Here is a 15,814-nt window from a genome sequence, read left to right on the forward strand (position 1 = left end):
TGCGTGCTGTATGCGGTTGTCAAGATAAGAATCGATTATTGAGTGAACAGTGTGTTATGGTGCCGGTATGGCGAAGAGAGCGGGTGGCGAGAGTCTGGCCGTGTCGGTGTACACCGGCTTGCGGTCGGCGATTCTCAACGGGGAATTGGCGCCGGGCCTGCGGCTCAAGCCGGCCGAGCTGAGCGCCGAGTTCGGCGTCAGTCTCAGCGTGGTGCGCGAAGCGCTGGGATTGCTGGCAGCCAAGGACCTCGTGCAGGTCGACCGCAATCGCGGGTTCCGGGTCACACCCCTGTCCATGCAGGCACTGACCGACCTGACCGAGGCCCGGATGGTCAACGAAGGTTCGGCGCTGCGGTTGTCGGTGGAGCGCGGCGGCGTCACCTGGGAGTCGGAGGTGCTGGCCGCGCACCACCGCCTCGCCGGGCAGCCGATGACCCTTCCCGGGCCGCCGGTGCGGCGCAACGAGGAGTGGGCCCGTGCGCACCTGGAGTTCCACCACACGCTGATCAAGGCGTGCGGCAACGTCGTGCTGCTGGACATCTGCACCCGGCTGTCCGACGCGGCGGAGCTCTACCGTGCCTGGTCCGGCCCGGGCGGGGAGGAACGCCACCGCGACGTCGCTGGCGAGCACCAGGGTCTGGTGGACGCGGCGCTGGCGCACGACGCCGACTTGGCCGCCGCCCGGTTCGAGGCGCACGTCAGCCGCACCCGGGAGATCGTGATGGAGTCCAGCTTCACCGCCGAGCCGGCCTCGTGAGCGCCGCCGAGGTCGCCGAGCTGGTGCTGCGCGAACGGCAGGGCCGCGACCGGGGCTGGTGGGATCGGATGCAGGCGTGCTACGCGCCGGACGCGGTTGTGCGGCTGAGCTGGTTCCGCGGCAGCGCCGAGGAGTTCGTCGCCCGATCCCGGGAGCAGGCCGGCCGCGGTGACGTCGCCCGGCATCGGCTCGGCCCCCCGATCGTGGACCTCGACGGCGCCCGAGCCGTGGTCGAGGTACCCGCGGCCATCGAGGTCCGGACCGCGCTCGACGACGTCGACGTCGACCTGACCTCCTACACCCGGTTGCTCTATCGCACCGAAGTCCGCGGGGGACGATGGTTGATCACGTCCCTCGACCCGGTCTATGAGCGGGACGTCCTCGCGCCGGTGATACCCGGAACGACGGTGCCGCTGGCCCCGATCGAGGGACTTCGCCCGTCCTACCGGTTCCTCGCGTATGTGCTCAACTGCCGCGGGTACCCGATTCCCGACGATCTCTACGGCGACGACCGGCCCGACGAGGTCGCCGAGCTGTATGACTCGCTCTACTCCTGGCTTCCCGGGAAGGACTCATGACCAAGACCGCCCTGACCGGCGTCCTCGTCTTCGACGGCACCGGCCTCACCGAACCCACCACCGTCGTCATCGACGGCTCGCTGATTGGCAGCGACCCGGCCGGCGCCGAGGTTCTCGACTGCGCCGGCGCCACCTTGCTGCCAGGCCTGTTCGACGCCCACGTCCACCTGCTCACCTCGGACGACCTGCATGCCCTGGCTGCCTTCGGGGTTACGACTGCGCTGGACATGGCGTGCTGGCCCCGCGAACGCGTCGACTCCTTCCGCGGACGGGTCCCCGACATCCGCAGCGCCGGTCTGCCCGCCATTGGCCCCGGCGGCAACCACGCGAAAATGCCCGGCATGCCCGAGGAGGCGATCCTCACCACCTCCGGGCAGGCCGCCGGGTTCGTCGCCCGCCGGGTGGCCGAAGGCTCCGACTACATCAAAGTCGTCATCGAAGGCGACCTGCTTGATCAGCCGACGATCGACGCCGTGATCGCCGAGGGCAAGGCGCACGGCAAGCTCACCGTCGCCCACGCCTCCTCCGTCGACGCCTACCAGCGCGCGATCCAGGGCGGCGCCGACGTCATCACCCACGTCCCGCGCGACGGCGTCCTCGACGCGGCTGCCACCGCCCGGATGGTTGAGCAGGGGCAGGTCGCGGTGCCCACGCTGGCGATGATGGAAGCCGTGACGACCAAGCTTGGCGCGGACGGATACACCTTCAGCCGCGACTCCGTCGCAGCCCTGTACGCGGCCGGGGTGCCGATCCTCGCCGGCACTGACGCCTTCTCCGCGCCGATGCTGCCCTTCCCCGTCGTGCAGGGCGCGAGCCTGCACCACGAGCTCGAGCTGCTGGTGAGCGCGGGATTATCCACAGCGGACGCGTTGCGAGCGGCGACTGAACTGCCCGCGCGCCACTTCGGGCTCCCCGACCGCGGAGCTGTGCGGGACGGACTGCGGGCGGACCTGCTCCTCGTCGAGGGCGACCCAACCCGCGACATCTCAGCGACCACCAAGATCCAGCGTGCCTGGGCAGCCGGCCAGGTGATCGCGTGAGCGGGCTCGTCGACGTCCACGCGCACTTCCTCACCCCGGAATACGTCGAAGCGGCGATCGCCGCCGGGCACGGCCATCCGGACGGCATGCCCGGCTGGCCGACCTGGGACGCCGCGGCGCACCTGGAGCTGATGGACCGCTGGAGCATCGCGGTCTCGATGCTGTCGATTTCCTCACCGGGTGTCCACTTTGGGGATGACGCGGCCGCGCGCAAGCTGGCGCGGCACGTCAACGACACCGGCGCCGAGGTGCGCCGGGCCTACCCGGACCGGTTCGGGCACTTCGCATCCCTGCCGCTGCCCGACGTGGACGGCGCCCTTGCCGAACTCACCTACGCCGTGGACGAACTGGGCTGCGACGGCGTCACGATCGACACCAACGCCGGCGGCCGCTACCTCGGCGACCCGGCGTTTGCTCCACTATGGACGGAGCTGGAACACCGCCGGACGCCGGTGTTCGTCCACCCGACCTCGCCTCCGCACGCGGAGGAGATCGCGCTCGGACGGCCGCGGCCGATGCTGGAGTTTCTTTACGATACCGGCCGCGCGGTCAGCGACTTGATCTTCGCGGGCGTCCTGCGGCGGTACCCCGGCATGCGGTGGATCTTCACCCACGGCGGTGGCGTGCTGCCGCTGCTGGCCGGGCGGTTCGAGCTGTTCCGCACCGCGCTCGGCGGCGGCTCCGACGGTCCCTCGGCACCCGCACAAATCCGGGAGCTGTGGTTCGATCTCGCCGGTACACCGTTCCCGCACCAGGTCCCCGCGTTCGAGCGGGCCTTCGGCACCGAGCGGCTGCTCTACGGCAGCGACTACTGCTGGACCCCACCGGCCGCCGTCGGCGCTCAGCTGGCGACCATCGACGCGGCGCCGCAGCCCGACGGAACCACCTGGCGCGAGCTGACCACCCGCAACTGCGCGCAGCTGTTCCCGCGCCTCGCGGACTGACCTCGGCAGACGCCGGTCCCACCGCCATATGGGGCCTATGGCTGCGGTCATGGGCCCCGTACCCCTCAGCCACCGGTCCAGCGTCGGCATGATCGGAGGCCCGTGACGCGACGATGGACGGCCGTTCACGTCGGCGATCGCTCGAGAGCGGGCGGGCTTGATTGACCTGCCTCGAGCGGCGAGGCGGACATCCGTCTACACGGTAGACCGACCGCGTCGGACTCGGTCGCCCGGGGCCGGGCGGCGTCCCGCTGGGATTGACTCGCCGGGACGACCGGCTGGCCACCGAGTTCGCGGTGGCCAGCCGATTAATTCGGACAGACCGTCGCCGCCCTCCGTTGACGACCGGAGCAGCAAACGGCACCGTCACTGAGCGAGGGAACCGAGACCTGTTTAGGCAGTCCGGATCAGCACAGCAATGCGGGCACCCAGTCACGCAGCAGCGTCTGCTCCCCGGCGATCTGCTGTCCGATACCGTGCACGTCGACGATCCGACCCACGACACCTCCCAACGTGAGAGCGCACGAATCTACGGGTACGCCACGGCTAGTGATCGCTTCTCACAATGGGCTCGTTCCGGCGCTGGCCACCGACCACTCGAATGGCTCAGTGGCTGCGATCGCGGGTGCGTGTCTGGCGTGGTGACCGTCGCGAATCGCGATGCCGCACCCCTTCGAGGCTGTCTGCAGTGATGGGCGGGCCGACGTGCGTAGCGCGTGTCCTACCTGGTCACCTGCTGTCCGTGGCCGATCATGTTGGTCGTGGTGTCCGCTCGTCGTTGCGGTTGTAGCCCGGATGAGCTGTGTACAGCGGCGTGAGCAGAGAAAGCGAGGGGGATCGACGTGGCAGCAGACCTGGAGCAGCTGGGCTCAACCGGCTTCCAGGATCTCGCTGGCGCGCTCCGCCTACTGACCTTTGGCCCCGGCGTCCAAGCCATGGGGGCAGGGCCAGCTGGCGGCCGAGGTCTCTGGACCGCGGCGAGTGCCTGACTGGTGAAGTGGGGCAAGGGCTGGGACATGGTCGCGATTTCCGCTAGGTAGGCGGACGACACGGAAGCTGGAGAACAGGCCTGCGCAGCGTGCAGGAGGGACTTCGCGGCCGCATCGCCGGCGGACAACACCCGTGAGGCGAGTCGGCGTGGTGCGCAGGCATTCGTCGTGAGCGCAGAGACATCGAGGTCCGGGAAGCCTCCCGCACGCGACCACGCTAGCGTGGCGAGGCCGTTCACCGACAGGCCAAGCCGAGGAATCGCCGGAAATTCTAACGCTGCACTATCGTTACGATGACGTTGCCAGCGGACATTGCGCAGCGGCCGGCTCACCCCGGGACTGGCCTTCGCCTGGGGAAGCCGGCCGCCTCACCGCGGTGTGTCTCCTTGGCAGAGCCGCACCGCCGTCTTGCCGTGGGGACCGCAGCCCCCCGCTCGCTACTTCGTGTGCTGTGCGGCCCGGTCGACGTCGCCGCGCCACTGCCCCGTTGTCTGGCCGTCGCGGTGCTCGATGAACGTCTTGAACCGGTCCAGGTCGCCCTGCACACGCCGGTCGAGGATGCCCAGCTTGTCCACGACATTCTCCACGAACCCCTCCGGGTCGATGTCCATCTGCACCGTCACCCGGGTGTGGGTGTCGTCGAGGCGGTGCACCGTGACCACCCCGGCGTGAGCGGGACCGTCACCGGTGGAGGCCCAGGCGACGCGTTCGTCGGGGTGCTGCTCGGTGATGGTCGCGTCGAACTCCCGCTGCACCCCGGCGACATTGATCCGCCAGTGGGTGTGGGTGTCATCGAGCTGGTCGATCCGCTCGACCCCGTCCATGAAACGCGGGAACTCGGCGAACTGCGTCCACTGGTTGTAGACGCTGGTGACGTCGGCTTCGACGTCGACCGATTTGGTGATCGTGCTCATCGCGGCGAACAACTCCCTCATAGGTCAACAGGTGCCGCACCGGTCGCGCACGGCCTGTGAGGCGGCTACCCAGCTACAGTGAATGCAAACCGATCCTCAATCGATGCAATCCGTGCGGCTACTGGGAGCCCGGCGCATATTTGTGGTGTCCGCAATAGTCACCGCAGGGAAGCCGTGTCCGGTTGTCTGGTGTTCGCTGCCCTCGTCCTTTCGGATCAGCAAGCAGAAGCGGGACTCGCGTGGCCGGCCGGCGGGCTCGGAGCGGGATGGCGCCACCGGGTATAGGCGGTCAGGCAGGCGCACAGCCACAGCACACCGATGGACCAGCCGCCCAGGACGTCGGTGGGCCAGTGCACACCGAGGTAGAGACGCGACACCCCGACCGCGGCCACTGCCAACGCGGCCAGCACGACCGCGGCTATTCGCAGCGCGCGGCGCCGGGCGTGCACGACCACCACGGCCGCGACGACGCCTAGCACCACCGTCGAACCCAGACTGTGCCCGGAGGGAAAAGACTGGTTGGTCTCGACCACCAGATGGTCGGCCACCGGCGGGCGCACCCGCCCGATGAGTGTTTTGAGCCCGATGACCATGGCACCGGCACCCGCGGTCGCGACCGCGACCAGCACCATCGGCGCCCATCGGCGCCGCCAGGCCAGTACCGCGCACACCACCAGCGCTAGCCCCGCCATCGACGCCGTGTCCCCGGCGTCGCTAATGCCGATCGCCAACGGTGTCAGCATCCCGTTGCGGTGAGCGATCACCCAATCCAGCTCGGCGGGATCGGCACGCGTGAGCCCGTCGTGATCCACGACATTGTCGGTCAGCTCGGCCACCACAGCACCCAGAACGAACACCGCGGCCACCCCGAACGCCACCGGCGGGCTGACCCGGCCGGCGCGGGCCAGCACCATCACCGCGATCAACGCCACCAGCATCACCATCGCACCAGCCATCACCCCAGGTTAACCGCATGCCGGGCCGTGGGTGCTGGCGCGCGCACGAGCCAGCAGGGTCGGCACCCCGTCGGCCTTAACGCCGGAACCCTCCGCGACCTCCTCGACAGCGTCGTCGTTCTGGTACTGGGAAAACCGGAAATCGGCCAGCGGCAGGTCGGCCTGGGCGGACTGAGTGCGCGTGACCGGGCCGCCCCGGTCCAGCTCCCAGTAGGCCAGGCAAAGGCGATCACGTTGGTCAGCCATACCTGCAGCGCACCCAGCAGCAGGGCCGAACCGCTGTCGGCCGCGCCGGCGAACAGGTCGTGGATAAGCAGCGCCAGCGCACCGAGGTTGGTGACCCCGATGACCGCGACCAGCGTCAGTGACAGGATCCGGGAGAACCGGGTCTGGCGCGTGACGCGCCGCGGGTTGATCGCGATCAGCGGCACCAGCAGCACGAACTCCAGCGCAGGCACCACGAAGCGGGGAGCGACCAGCAGTTGTTCGGGTAGGGCCAGGTAGAACGCGATGGCCACGAGTGTCGCGACGGCGGCCTGCGGTCGGCCGCTTGGGCCGGCGTGTCGCCCAGCCTGGGCCAGCATGTCGCGGGTGGGGCTGTGCGGGGGCCCGGTGGTCTGGGCGAGCGCGTACGCGATCAGTCAGGGGTCACGGTGCACGCCGGGAGCGGCGTGCAGGGGCGCGTCGTCCGGCGCCAGGGTGCGCGACGCGGGTCGCGGGCGTGCACGTGCCTTCGGCGACCGTGATGGGCCCGATGGCGAGGATCGTGGCCAGGACGTGGACGGACGCGGGAACGCTTCACGCGCCCGTCCGTTCCCCGGTGACGGAGGTGCGGGGGAGGCGTCCCGCGCGGGAGTGGCCGGCGAGGGTGTCGCCGGTGACGGTGACGTCGTACTCGAGGTTCAGCCGTATCGACTTGGTGATCCGCTGCCGCCAGGTGAGGCGCTCGCTGTCCGCTGTCGTGGTGCGGATGACGTTCTCCAGCGTGGTCTCCTTGCCCGCTCCGACGGCGGTGCCGGCGACGCCGTCGTCGGTCTCCGTAAACCGGTAGTCGGCGTCGATGGTCCCGATCGGTGTCTTCATGCGCAGGTGCCAGGTTCCGGTGATGCCGGCCATCACGCGGCTCCCGTCACGGCGAGCCCGCTGTTCTTCCAGGTGGTGCCCCGGCGTTCGTACTCGAAAAGCTCTTCGACGGCGTGCGCGATCCGCGGCCCGAAGTCGCGTTCGAGCAGGTAGAGCCCGAGGTCGAGGCCGGAGGTGACGCCGCCGGCCGTGACGAGGTCGCCGTCGTCGACGACGCGGGCGCGGACGGCGGTGACCTCGGCCGCCGCCAGCAGCTCGACGCCGAGGACGTGCGTGGTGGCCGTGCGGCCTTCCAGCAGCCCGGCCATGGCCAGCGCGAGCGACCCGCCGCAGACCGTCGCGACGGTGACGGCGGGGTTGTCCAGGCACTCGCGCAGCAATGGGGCCGCGGCGCCGGCCGCGAACCGGGAGAGCAGCACGGGGATGGTGGCGACCTCGTCCGGGTCGCCGTCGACCGGGCCGGACGCGCCGGGCACTACGACGTAGCCGGGGACGGCCGGGTCCAGGGCGGCGGTGGCGGTGAGCGTGATGCCGGGGGTGCCGGAGGCGACGTCCCGGGGTCCTTCGGCGGACACAAACTCGAGATCGAGGGCGCCGCCCAGGAACTCGCGCCCGGCGGAGAGGACCTCGTACGGTGCGACGGCGTCGAGCGGGTCGAAGCCGTCGAAGAGCACGAACTGCGCTCGCGGGTGGGGCATGGGGAATCCTTTCGCGGTGGTGATCACCTGCCATGTTGCGCACTCCCGGCATCGTCGACCACTGGCTATCGGGACAGGAACCACCTGGTTCTCGCCACCCGATCTCGAGGTGGCTGGGGAAGGTACGCGGTTGGGTTGCTCGGTCTTGCCGCGACGAGGTGATCACATTTGGCGCGTTCATCTTGTCGATGTCGGTTGCTCGATGGGGCAGCGGGCGACCACACACTGGTTTTTTCAGGCGACCACCTACACAGTTAGCCAGTCTGTGCAAGTCCTGTTCGGGGACGCGTGTGGTGGAAGTCGCATAGACACCAAGCACGACGTGAGCCGGTGTCCCAGGCGAGCGCTGCGCTCTGAAGTTCTCGACGGCGTTTTGACCTTGTGCTCGGGTCTTCTGCGTCGAACTTGGAGCGTGCCCGGTCGAAGTGCGTCGGCGAGCGTGCCGAACACCGAAACGAGACAGTCCACACCGGGACGGCGATCAGTCAGGCCATCACCGCCGTCGCGACCACCCGGCCCGCTGTCCCATGCTGGAGCCTTCGGCCACGGAAGGACCACCTGGCGAGAAATTGTTGAATCATGGCAATCGACAGCCGCGTTCGGTGCGTCAGTGGGAGAGGGCCAGTACGTGTTTTCCGATGACCCCGCCGCGTCCGAAGGCTTCGTGTGCGGCGGCGATCTCGGCCAGCGGGTATACGCGGTGCACCACCGGGCGAAGCGCGCCGGAGGTGACGTGGTCGGCCAGTTCGTCCAGTACGGCGGAGTCGGGGTTGGCGCTGAATGTGCGAATGCGGCGGGAGCCGTGGACGGTCGACGCCGCGATCGCGGCCAGGGCGGAGGCTGACAGTCCGACGGTGACCATCCGGCCGCTCTTGGCCAGCCTGCTGCGGTAGCAGTGCAACTCGGAGCCGACCGTGTCGACGATGACGTCGAACGGTCCGATCCGGTCCGAGGTGGTGGTGCCGTAGTCGAGGACCTCGTCGGCTCCCAGGTCACGCAGGACCGCGGCGTGGCGGTCGCGGGCCAGCGCGGTGACTTGGCCACCCATCGCGTGGGCCAGCTGCACGGCCGCGGTGCCGACGCCACCAGCCGCGCCCCGGACCAGGACCCGCTCGCCGTCGGCCAACCGGACACTGTCGCGCAGCGCGATCAGCGCGGTGCTGCCCGCGACGACCAGGGACGCCGCCTCGACCGCCGAGACACCCACCGGAGCCGGGCTGACGCGGTCGGCGGCGACCACGACGTACTCGGCCGCCCCGGCAACGGTGTGCCGCCCGCGGGGGTGCACCATGCCCCACACCCGGTCCCCGGCGCGGTAGCCCTCGACGCCGGAGCCGGTGGTGACGATGACACCGGCGAAGTCCAGGCCGACCCCGATCGGGAACGACCGGCCCGACACCATCTTCAGTCCGCCGGCCCGCACGATCGTGTCGTGTCCGTTCACGCTGGACGCCTCAACCGCCACCAGGACCTCGCCGGCGCCGGGGGAGGGGCGGTCGGTCTCGTGGACCCGAAGGACGTCCGGGGCCCCGAAGCTGGTGATCTGTGCGGCCTTCATGTCGTGTTTCTCCCGTGATCGGCTCGTGTGCCACCAAGCCTGGGACCTGCTCGCAGAAACACGGTCGTTCGCGTTGTCCTGGGTCTGCCGGACCCACCCTCACCGGACGCACCGCGGGCATACTGGGCCGGTGACCGACGACCCCCGCCGCGCGCTGGCCGAGTTCCTGCGGACCAGGCGAACCCGGGTGCGGCCGCAGGACGTCGGCCTGGAGCCGGGCCCGCGGCGGCGCGTCGCCGGGCTGCGCCGCGAGGAACTGGCCCTGCTGGCCGGGGTGAGCTCGGACTACTACCAGCGCATGGAGCAGGGCCGTGACGTGCGGCCTTCCGGCCAGGTCCTCGACGCCATCGCCGGCGCGTTGAACTTCTCTGCCGAGGAGACCCGGCACCTGCACAGCCTCGCGGCCGCCGCGCGCACCCCGGCCCGCCCCGCACGCCGGTACCCGCCGGAAGAGGTGCCGCCGACCACGGTGCGGCTGCTGGGCGCGACGACCTCGCCCGCGCTGGTCGTCGGGCGCTTCCTGGACGTGCTGGCCTGGAATCCGCTGGCTGGTGCGCTGCTGGGCGCGTTCACCGAGGTGCCCCGAGCCGAGCGGAACCTTCTGGCGTTGCTGCTGCACCCGGAGGCCGGCCAGGTGTGCCCGGAGCGGGCAGCCACGGTCGCCGAGCTGACCGCGATGCTGCGGGCCCAGGTCGCCGCCGAGCGGGGGCACCCACGCGCGGTGGAGCTGGTGGGTGAGCTGGCGGTGCGTAGCGCGGAGTTCGCGACGCTGTGGGCCCGCCACGACGTCGAGGGCGCCACACGCGGCCGGATGCGCGTCGATCACCCGCTGGTCGGGGAGCTGAACCTGGACTGGGACGCCTACCCGATCCAGCGTGCGCCTGGCCCCGTGCTCATTGTCTACACCGCTGAACCGGGCAGCTCGGACGACGAACGACTTCAGCTGCTGGCTGGCATGCGCCCAGCGGGATCGCAGACCCGTACAGCCGCACCACCATCGAGCAGTCCAGCACCGGCCCGATCGTGCGCTACCGACACTGGCTTCGCACCCACGTCGTGAACGACCTCGTCCTCGGTGACGTCCGGGAACTGCTGGCTTGCATCTACGAGGCGGGGGTGCCGATCGACCTGTACGAGATCGCGGCGCTGATGGCTCCCGGCTCACGCCAGCGGGTGTTCCGCATCTCTGCGCGACCACGCACGACGAAGTCCGTACGACAGCGGGAGCCGGACCGCGACTGAGCAGGTCTCCGGAGCTCAGTGGCCACCAGTCCGCCGGAGGACGAGGCCGGGTTCTCGAGAGCGCCTGCTTTCGCGAGTACTGCACCGGCCGATTGTGTAGACCGCAGCGGTCACCGAGCCCTACCAGGAGCGACGCAATCCGACGTCGAGCCGCTCGTGCTGACTACAAACGGCCGATGGGCGTTCCGGTCCGGGACGTATCGGCGGCCGTGGACCAGGTGCTGCTGAGCCGCTGTACGACGACTACGTTCAATATGGCGCCCTGGACCTCGGGGTGCTGGCGCGAGCCGGTCGTTGAGCACGGCTGGCGCCGCGTGCAGGGCCCTCGTGCTCGCCCAGGTAGTCGGCGGTGAACGGCAGGTTCAGGTAGGCGAGGCCGTCGCCGCCCCACAAGTCGGGTCTTCCACGGTACCGTCGGGGTGGACGCACCAGGCGTGCGCGGCGTACAGGTGGGGCTCGACAAGCGCGAACCCTTCGGTGTAGGTCAGGCCGTAGGTCTTGCTGTGCCGGGTGGCGTTGGCGTAGCAGCGCTGTCCGGGGCCTCGGGGACTTGGTGGAGCCGGGGATCGTGTTGCTGGCGAACTGGTGGCCGGATGGGCCGAGTCTCACGCCACTCAACTCCGCCCAGCGGCTCATCGCCGGTGCAGTCGCCCGAAAGCCGTGAGGGTTCACCTGTTCACGTTCGATGGACGTGCGCTAAAGGTGGAGGTCATGCGGGCGGCCGCCGACGGATATTCGAGTGGCTTGTCGATCACGCCGCGGTGGCGCATCGCCGTGGTGAGGTGCTCGACCAAGGCACGGCCTGCTGGTAGCGGCGGCCTGTGCGCAGGGCGGACTCGACACTCACGACGTACAAACCCGAAGTCGTGGCATCGAACTGCTGGTAGCCGTGCGCGCCGAACCCGAACAGGTTCAGCGCGCCGCTACAGCCGCCGATGCTCTGATCTGCGCGCTGCGTTTGTCCGGTCCTTCTGCGGGTAACGGTAGACCACGGTCGGGTTGCCTGCGGGATGCCCGTGCCGAGGTCCTGTCGGCTCCAGAAGAGAGGGCCGACGGGACCGACTGTCAGCGAACAACCAGGTAGTCGTCCGGCCGCGGGCCAGGGTTTCCCCGGCAGCTGAATAGGGTGATCTAACGATGCGCAACCGATGACCACAGCGCGCGCCGGGCATGTAGATGTGGCGAAAGCGACGCTTGCGTCGCCGAGCGTTGGATTCGTGCCGACGTATGAGCGAAATCGGTTAGCCGACGTCGTTTTCGCATCGATCCCGGACTTAGGGTCTGGCGTGGGCTCGGCCATTCCCTCCCCCTCGATGGCCGGGCCCCTTCCGTGGCCGCAGGCCGGTCGGGACCGTTGCCTATCGGGTCATGCGGGCGAAACTGTGGCCGCCGGACGTGGGTGTCCGCTGGGTTCACTTACGGTCGCCGATCACGAGGTCTGACTGTGAGAGTGGTCGAGCCGGTCTGGTGGTGATGGGCTGGTGAGGACAGCAGCGGGCGTGGCTCTTGGTCTGACTGGCGTGATGCCTTCGACACGACATGTCCGTCCGCTGTTGTCGGAACCGGCCCGGCCGGAGCAGCTGGCCTGATCAGGAGCATGACCGCCAGTAGGCGCTGGCGTGTCCCGTCACAGTCCTGCCCAGCTCCGCACCGGACCGGAACCATCCGCGTCCACGGTCAGGAGAACGCATGTCCATGCTGGCAGAACTGGGCGAACTCGTCATCGGGGTCGACACCCATGCCGACACTCACACCGCCGCCCTGGTCGCGGTCGACACCCGCGCACTGCTGGCCACGATCACGGTACCGGCCGACGCTGACGGCTACACCGAACTGCTCGCGGTGGCCGAAAACCACGGTGGGCTTCGGGCGTGGGCCATCGAGGGCGCCAGTGGCTATGGCGCAGGCCTGGCCCGTCACCTCGCCGAACACACCGAGCTGGTCGTGGAGCTGGACCGCCCGGTCCGTCCGGCCCGTCGCGCCGGCGCAAAGTCCGATGCGATCGACGCCGAGCGCGCCGCCCGCGACGCGTTGGCCCGCACAAAACTCGCCACCCCGAAGACCGGCCCCGAACGCGCGGCGCTGCAGGCACTACTGGCCGCGCGGCGCAGCGCCGTCGACGCCGCTACCACCGCGCAGCGGCAGCTTCGCGCACTGGTCATCACCGCACCGGAGAAGGTCCGCGACCGGTTCGTGGCCGCACCACCCGGACCATGATCGAGATCGCTTGCCGGGTCCGTCCCGCCACCACAGCCGCCGGCATCGAGACGTTCACCGTGCTGTCCACGCTGCGCGCCCTGGCTCGCCGCATCCGCGCGCTGGAAGCAGAAGCCACCGACCACGAACACGCCATCCGCAGAATCGTCAGATCCTGGCGGCCCGACCTGCTCGACCTACGCGGCGTCGGCCCGATCGTCGCTGCCATCGTGCTCACCGCATGGTCACACCCTGGTCGCTGCCCCTCCGACGCAGCGTTCGCCATGCTCGCCGGCGCCGCGCCCATCCCGGCCAGTTCCGGCAAGACCGTGCGCTACCGGCTCAACCGCTCCGGCAACCGCCAGCTCAACCGGGCACTGCACGTCATCGCCCTGGCCCGGCTCCAACACGACCCCGCCACCCGCGCCTACGCCGACCACCGCCGCCACCAAGGCAAAACCGACCGAGACATCAAACGCTGCCTCAAGCGCTACATCGCCCGCCAGCTCTTTCGCCAGCTCGAACACCCACCCACATCAGCCACCACCGCGCCTTGACACACCATAGGAGCGTCGTGAGGGGCGAGCTGTCTCTCGGAGTGAGTCGCCCAGTGAACCGGCGAGGTAGGCCTCGCCCGGCTGCGGGCTCGGCGTGGGAGTGGATGCCTCGCCGGTTTATCCGGCGGACGCCCCGGTTCCCCGCGTGCAAGAATCGGAGCCGTCCCGTCGGGGCTACGGTCATCTCGGCTTGCTTGTTGCTGTTCTGCGGGTGATTCGGATGTGAACGGGTGTGCGATGACGACATTGCCTACCGGTAGACCGCTTCGGCGCCGACTCCGCCGAGGTGGGACGTACCGGGCCAATTCACTGACCGGCGCACGACTCGACAGCGACCGCGGCCCATATCCGAGCGACAGCACCAAGATTGGGGATCTGCGCGGACGTATAGCGGCCGCGAGTCAGCGGTGGGTCGAGAAGGTGGGTCCGAGCAGTGCAGGTGACCCTGCGGTGCCGGAGATGACAGTGACGTCGAGTTCGGAATAGACGCAAAGGGCGTCAACTCGAATGGGGCACAGCATCCACGGTCGCGGGCTTTTCTACCCACGCGATCGGGGAATCAAGCCGGGGTCTCGATCGGTTGCTCAGTAGATTTGCGCCCACGCGGGACGGCGCACACACCTCGCCGCCGTTCTGCGCATCGAGACCGATCTATTCGAGGAGAACCCATGCTGAAGAAGGCTGGTTTTGTCGTGGCCACGGTGGCCGCGGGCGCGTTCCTGGCCGGTGGTGTCGCTGCTGCGGACACGCCCGATGGTCACGGGCACCACCACGGTCACCACTACGGTGGCTACGACTACAACGGCCAGGTCGGGCTGCTGAACCTCAACAACACCGACCTGCTGCACAACGTCAACGTCACCCCCGGCATCTGCGGCAACAACGTCAACGTTCTCGGCGTGCAGGTTCCGATCCAGCACTCGCTCAATGGCATCGGCGTGCCGATCCTGTCGCCGGGGGCGCACGAGGCCGACGGTGCGAACCCGTACAACTGCGCCTCGGGTGGCGTGGCCGACGGCGGAACGAGCCAGGGCAACTGAGTTCCGCGCCACGGCCGCCCGTTGCGTGTGCGGAAGCCGGCTCGAGGCGCGGGTCCCGGTGTCGTGAACGAGCGTCAAACTGCGTGCCCGGAACAGGGAGCGAGCTGCACACTCCGGTTCCCTGTCCCGGGCACGCCGCGCCTCGGGTGACGCCGGCGCGGGTGCGGCCGGCCACGCGACTGGAGACGTGCGCCGGTCCCACTTCCTGTGACACTCCGACCGGAACGTCGCTCCAGTTAGCCGCAGCAGGCAAAATCGTGCGAGAACAACGAATGGTCCGGCCACTTCCGACGCCGCCCGCGGGGACCTCGAAGGGAGACGGCGCATCATCCGGGTATCCCTTGGTGATGGGCGCTTCGGTCGAGACGCGGGAACGCCCGTGCGGTTCCCTGACCGGTTCGCCGTGCCCGCCGAGGACTGGGCGCGTGGGTACGCCGGCGAGGCACACGGTGTCGGCGCATTGCACAGCAATCTGCGGACGCTCGGCGGCGCATTCGTGCTCGCCGATGCCTTCATCACGCCGCTCCTGCAGCCGACACCCCCGCCCGGAGCGTGGTACCCCGACGAGAGAACCTGGCGCTACAGCTAGCCGGTGATGCAGGCGGCAACGTCAGGAGGTTTCGAGCGCGACCGGGTCGAACCCGTTCTCCAGATAGGGAGTCCGGCCGGTGTTCAGGGCGTCGAGGCACTCGGTGACTCGCCGCGCAAGGTGTGGTTTCAGTATGCCTCCGCTTTCGGCGCGGGTGCAGAACTTCCAGCGTTTCAGTTCCGGGTCTACCAGGCGCAGTGAGGCCATCTGGGCTTCGTCGAGGACTCCGCCGTCGAACACGTGGTTCTCCAGGGCGGGGCGGCCGTCCGGCTGGGGCGGGACCCAGTCGACGACCAGCAGCCGGCCGGGCACCACGTCGAGCCCGAGCTCTTCGTTGACCTCGCGGCGCGCGGCCTTCCACGGGGACTCGCTGTCGTTGTCGAGACCGCCGCCGGGGATCTCCCAGGTCTCGGAACCGTAGTTGGGCTCAACGAGCAAGACGCGGCCCTCAGTGTCGCGGAAGAGAACGCCCCCGCTGGCCGCCTGCTTGGGCAGCGTTGCGTAGTACTCGGAGGGTGGCAGCCATACCTGGGTCATGCGCGGCGACGCTACCCACCTCGCCGAGCCCATTCGGGACCGGCGTCGTTCCACCCGCCAGGGCCCACTTCGATCAGCAGGTCAGCGACAACTTCGTAGGTTCGCGCGCACCGCGGGCACCGGAGGTCGCCGTCGA

The 15,814-nt window shown here is 69.4% G+C and carries 17 protein-coding genes; 10 read left to right on the forward strand and 7 right to left on the reverse strand.

Annotation, left to right across the window (positions count from 1 at the left end; all coding sequences use genetic code 11):
• The first annotated feature begins 67 nt into the window (after nucleotides 1-67).
• The 4 genes from ACLJOU_RS44880 to ACLJOU_RS44895 are packed head-to-tail and all read left to right on the forward strand — an operon-like array spanning nucleotide 68 to nucleotide 3,319.
• Nucleotides 68-757, forward strand: a complete 690-nt coding sequence (locus ACLJOU_RS44880) for a GntR family transcriptional regulator (RefSeq protein WP_410575398.1) — start codon at nucleotides 68-70, stop codon at nucleotides 755-757.
• Entirely contained in the window at nucleotides 754-1,335 is a 582-nt protein-coding gene (locus ACLJOU_RS44885; protein WP_410575399.1) for a nuclear transport factor 2 family protein, read from the forward strand. The genes ACLJOU_RS44880 and ACLJOU_RS44885 overlap by 4 nt, the downstream gene beginning before the upstream one ends.
• The gene (locus ACLJOU_RS44890) at nucleotides 1,332-2,375 is read left to right on the forward strand and encodes an amidohydrolase family protein (RefSeq protein ID WP_410575400.1); all 1,044 of its coding nucleotides are present in this window, start codon (nucleotides 1,332-1,334) and stop codon (nucleotides 2,373-2,375) included. The genes ACLJOU_RS44885 and ACLJOU_RS44890 overlap by 4 nt, the downstream gene beginning before the upstream one ends.
• The gene (locus ACLJOU_RS44895; RefSeq protein ID WP_410575401.1) at nucleotides 2,372-3,319 is read left to right on the forward strand and encodes an amidohydrolase family protein; all 948 of its coding nucleotides are present in this window, start codon (nucleotides 2,372-2,374) and stop codon (nucleotides 3,317-3,319) included. The genes ACLJOU_RS44890 and ACLJOU_RS44895 overlap by 4 nt, the downstream gene beginning before the upstream one ends.
• Before the next feature lie 1,426 nt (nucleotides 3,320-4,745).
• Here the strand turns inward: ACLJOU_RS44895 and ACLJOU_RS44900 are convergent.
• From ACLJOU_RS44900 to ACLJOU_RS44925, 6 genes are all read right to left on the reverse strand, one after another.
• Nucleotides 4,746-5,222: an SRPBCC family protein gene (locus ACLJOU_RS44900; protein WP_410575402.1), complete on the reverse strand. Its 477-nt coding sequence runs from the start codon at nucleotides 5,220-5,222 to the stop codon at nucleotides 4,746-4,748.
• A gap of 215 nt (nucleotides 5,223-5,437) precedes the next feature.
• Nucleotides 5,438-6,178: a phosphatase PAP2 family protein gene (locus ACLJOU_RS44905; RefSeq protein WP_410575403.1), complete on the reverse strand. Its 741-nt coding sequence runs from the start codon at nucleotides 6,176-6,178 to the stop codon at nucleotides 5,438-5,440.
• Nucleotides 6,178-6,696 carry a hypothetical protein gene (locus ACLJOU_RS44910; RefSeq protein WP_410575404.1) on the reverse strand — a complete coding sequence of 173 codons (519 nt, stop codon included), beginning with the start codon at nucleotides 6,694-6,696 and terminating at the stop codon, nucleotides 6,178-6,180. The genes ACLJOU_RS44905 and ACLJOU_RS44910 overlap by 1 nt, the downstream gene beginning before the upstream one ends.
• Before the next feature lie 280 nt (nucleotides 6,697-6,976).
• Nucleotides 6,977-7,294 carry a hypothetical protein gene (locus ACLJOU_RS44915; protein ID WP_410575405.1) on the reverse strand — a complete coding sequence of 106 codons (318 nt, stop codon included), beginning with the start codon at nucleotides 7,292-7,294 and terminating at the stop codon, nucleotides 6,977-6,979.
• The gene (locus ACLJOU_RS44920) at nucleotides 7,294-7,959 is read right to left on the reverse strand and encodes a DJ-1/PfpI family protein (protein WP_410575406.1); all 666 of its coding nucleotides are present in this window, start codon (nucleotides 7,957-7,959) and stop codon (nucleotides 7,294-7,296) included. Before ACLJOU_RS44920 ends, ACLJOU_RS44915 begins: the two co-directional genes overlap by 1 nt.
• A 607-nt stretch (nucleotides 7,960-8,566) precedes the next feature.
• Nucleotides 8,567-9,517 (reverse strand): NADP-dependent oxidoreductase, encoded by a 951-nt coding sequence (locus tag ACLJOU_RS44925; RefSeq protein WP_410575407.1) that lies wholly within the window; start codon nucleotides 9,515-9,517, stop codon nucleotides 8,567-8,569.
• Between the two features lie 130 nt (nucleotides 9,518-9,647).
• On the opposite strand from ACLJOU_RS44925, the gene ACLJOU_RS44930 reads away from it, so the two are divergent.
• From ACLJOU_RS44930 to ACLJOU_RS44955, 6 genes are all read left to right on the forward strand, one after another.
• The gene (locus tag ACLJOU_RS44930; protein WP_410575408.1) at nucleotides 9,648-10,577 is read left to right on the forward strand and encodes a helix-turn-helix domain-containing protein; all 930 of its coding nucleotides are present in this window, start codon (nucleotides 9,648-9,650) and stop codon (nucleotides 10,575-10,577) included.
• On the forward strand, nucleotides 10,574-10,759 hold the full coding sequence (locus tag ACLJOU_RS44935) for a hypothetical protein (protein WP_410575409.1): 186 nt from the start codon (nucleotides 10,574-10,576) through the stop codon (nucleotides 10,757-10,759). The genes ACLJOU_RS44930 and ACLJOU_RS44935 overlap by 4 nt, the downstream gene beginning before the upstream one ends.
• A 1,689-nt stretch (nucleotides 10,760-12,448) precedes the next feature.
• A complete protein-coding gene (locus ACLJOU_RS44940) occupies nucleotides 12,449-12,976 on the forward strand; it encodes an IS110 family transposase (protein ID WP_410575410.1) in 528 nt (175 codons plus the stop codon).
• Complete coding sequence (locus tag ACLJOU_RS44945) at nucleotides 12,973-13,512, forward strand: transposase (protein WP_410575411.1); 540 nt, start codon at nucleotides 12,973-12,975, stop codon at nucleotides 13,510-13,512. Before ACLJOU_RS44940 ends, ACLJOU_RS44945 begins: the two co-directional genes overlap by 4 nt.
• A 668-nt stretch (nucleotides 13,513-14,180) precedes the next feature.
• On the forward strand, nucleotides 14,181-14,552 hold the full coding sequence (locus tag ACLJOU_RS44950) for a hypothetical protein (RefSeq protein WP_410575412.1): 372 nt from the start codon (nucleotides 14,181-14,183) through the stop codon (nucleotides 14,550-14,552).
• 379 nt (nucleotides 14,553-14,931) lie between these two features.
• Complete coding sequence (locus ACLJOU_RS44955; RefSeq protein ID WP_410575413.1) at nucleotides 14,932-15,141, forward strand: hypothetical protein; 210 nt, start codon at nucleotides 14,932-14,934, stop codon at nucleotides 15,139-15,141.
• 21 nt (nucleotides 15,142-15,162) lie between these two features.
• On the opposite strand, the gene ACLJOU_RS44960 is transcribed toward ACLJOU_RS44955, so the two are convergent.
• Entirely contained in the window at nucleotides 15,163-15,678 is a 516-nt protein-coding gene (locus ACLJOU_RS44960; RefSeq protein ID WP_410575414.1) for an NUDIX domain-containing protein, read from the reverse strand.
• Between the last annotated feature and the right edge of the window lie 136 nt (nucleotides 15,679-15,814).

This window comes from Amycolatopsis sp. cmx-4-61 (assembly GCF_046548775.1).
Classification (GTDB): domain Bacteria; phylum Actinomycetota; class Actinomycetes; order Mycobacteriales; family Pseudonocardiaceae; genus Amycolatopsis.

Coding starts and splice junctions, on each gene's coding strand:
- ACLJOU_RS44960 (WP_410575414.1), bottom strand. CDS start 15,678: ATGACCCAGGTATGGCTGCCACCCTCCGAGTACTACGCAACGCTGCCC.
- ACLJOU_RS44900 (WP_410575402.1), bottom strand. CDS start 5,222: ATGAGCACGATCACCAAATCGGTCGACGTCGAAGCCGACGTCACCAGC.
- ACLJOU_RS44915 (WP_410575405.1), bottom strand. CDS start 7,294: ATGGCCGGCATCACCGGAACCTGGCACCTGCGCATGAAGACACCGATC.
- ACLJOU_RS44905 (WP_410575403.1), bottom strand. CDS start 6,178: ATGGCTGGTGCGATGGTGATGCTGGTGGCGTTGATCGCGGTGATGGTG.
- ACLJOU_RS44925 (WP_410575407.1), bottom strand. CDS start 9,517: ATGAAGGCCGCACAGATCACCAGCTTCGGGGCCCCGGACGTCCTTCGG.
- ACLJOU_RS44890 (WP_410575400.1), top strand. CDS start 1,332: ATGACCAAGACCGCCCTGACCGGCGTCCTCGTCTTCGACGGCACCGGC.
- ACLJOU_RS44920 (WP_410575406.1), bottom strand. CDS start 7,959: ATGCCCCACCCGCGAGCGCAGTTCGTGCTCTTCGACGGCTTCGACCCG.
- ACLJOU_RS44940 (WP_410575410.1), top strand. CDS start 12,449: ATGTCCATGCTGGCAGAACTGGGCGAACTCGTCATCGGGGTCGACACC.
- ACLJOU_RS44880 (WP_410575398.1), top strand. CDS start 68: ATGGCGAAGAGAGCGGGTGGCGAGAGTCTGGCCGTGTCGGTGTACACC.
- ACLJOU_RS44945 (WP_410575411.1), top strand. CDS start 12,973: ATGATCGAGATCGCTTGCCGGGTCCGTCCCGCCACCACAGCCGCCGGC.
- ACLJOU_RS44950 (WP_410575412.1), top strand. CDS start 14,181: ATGCTGAAGAAGGCTGGTTTTGTCGTGGCCACGGTGGCCGCGGGCGCG.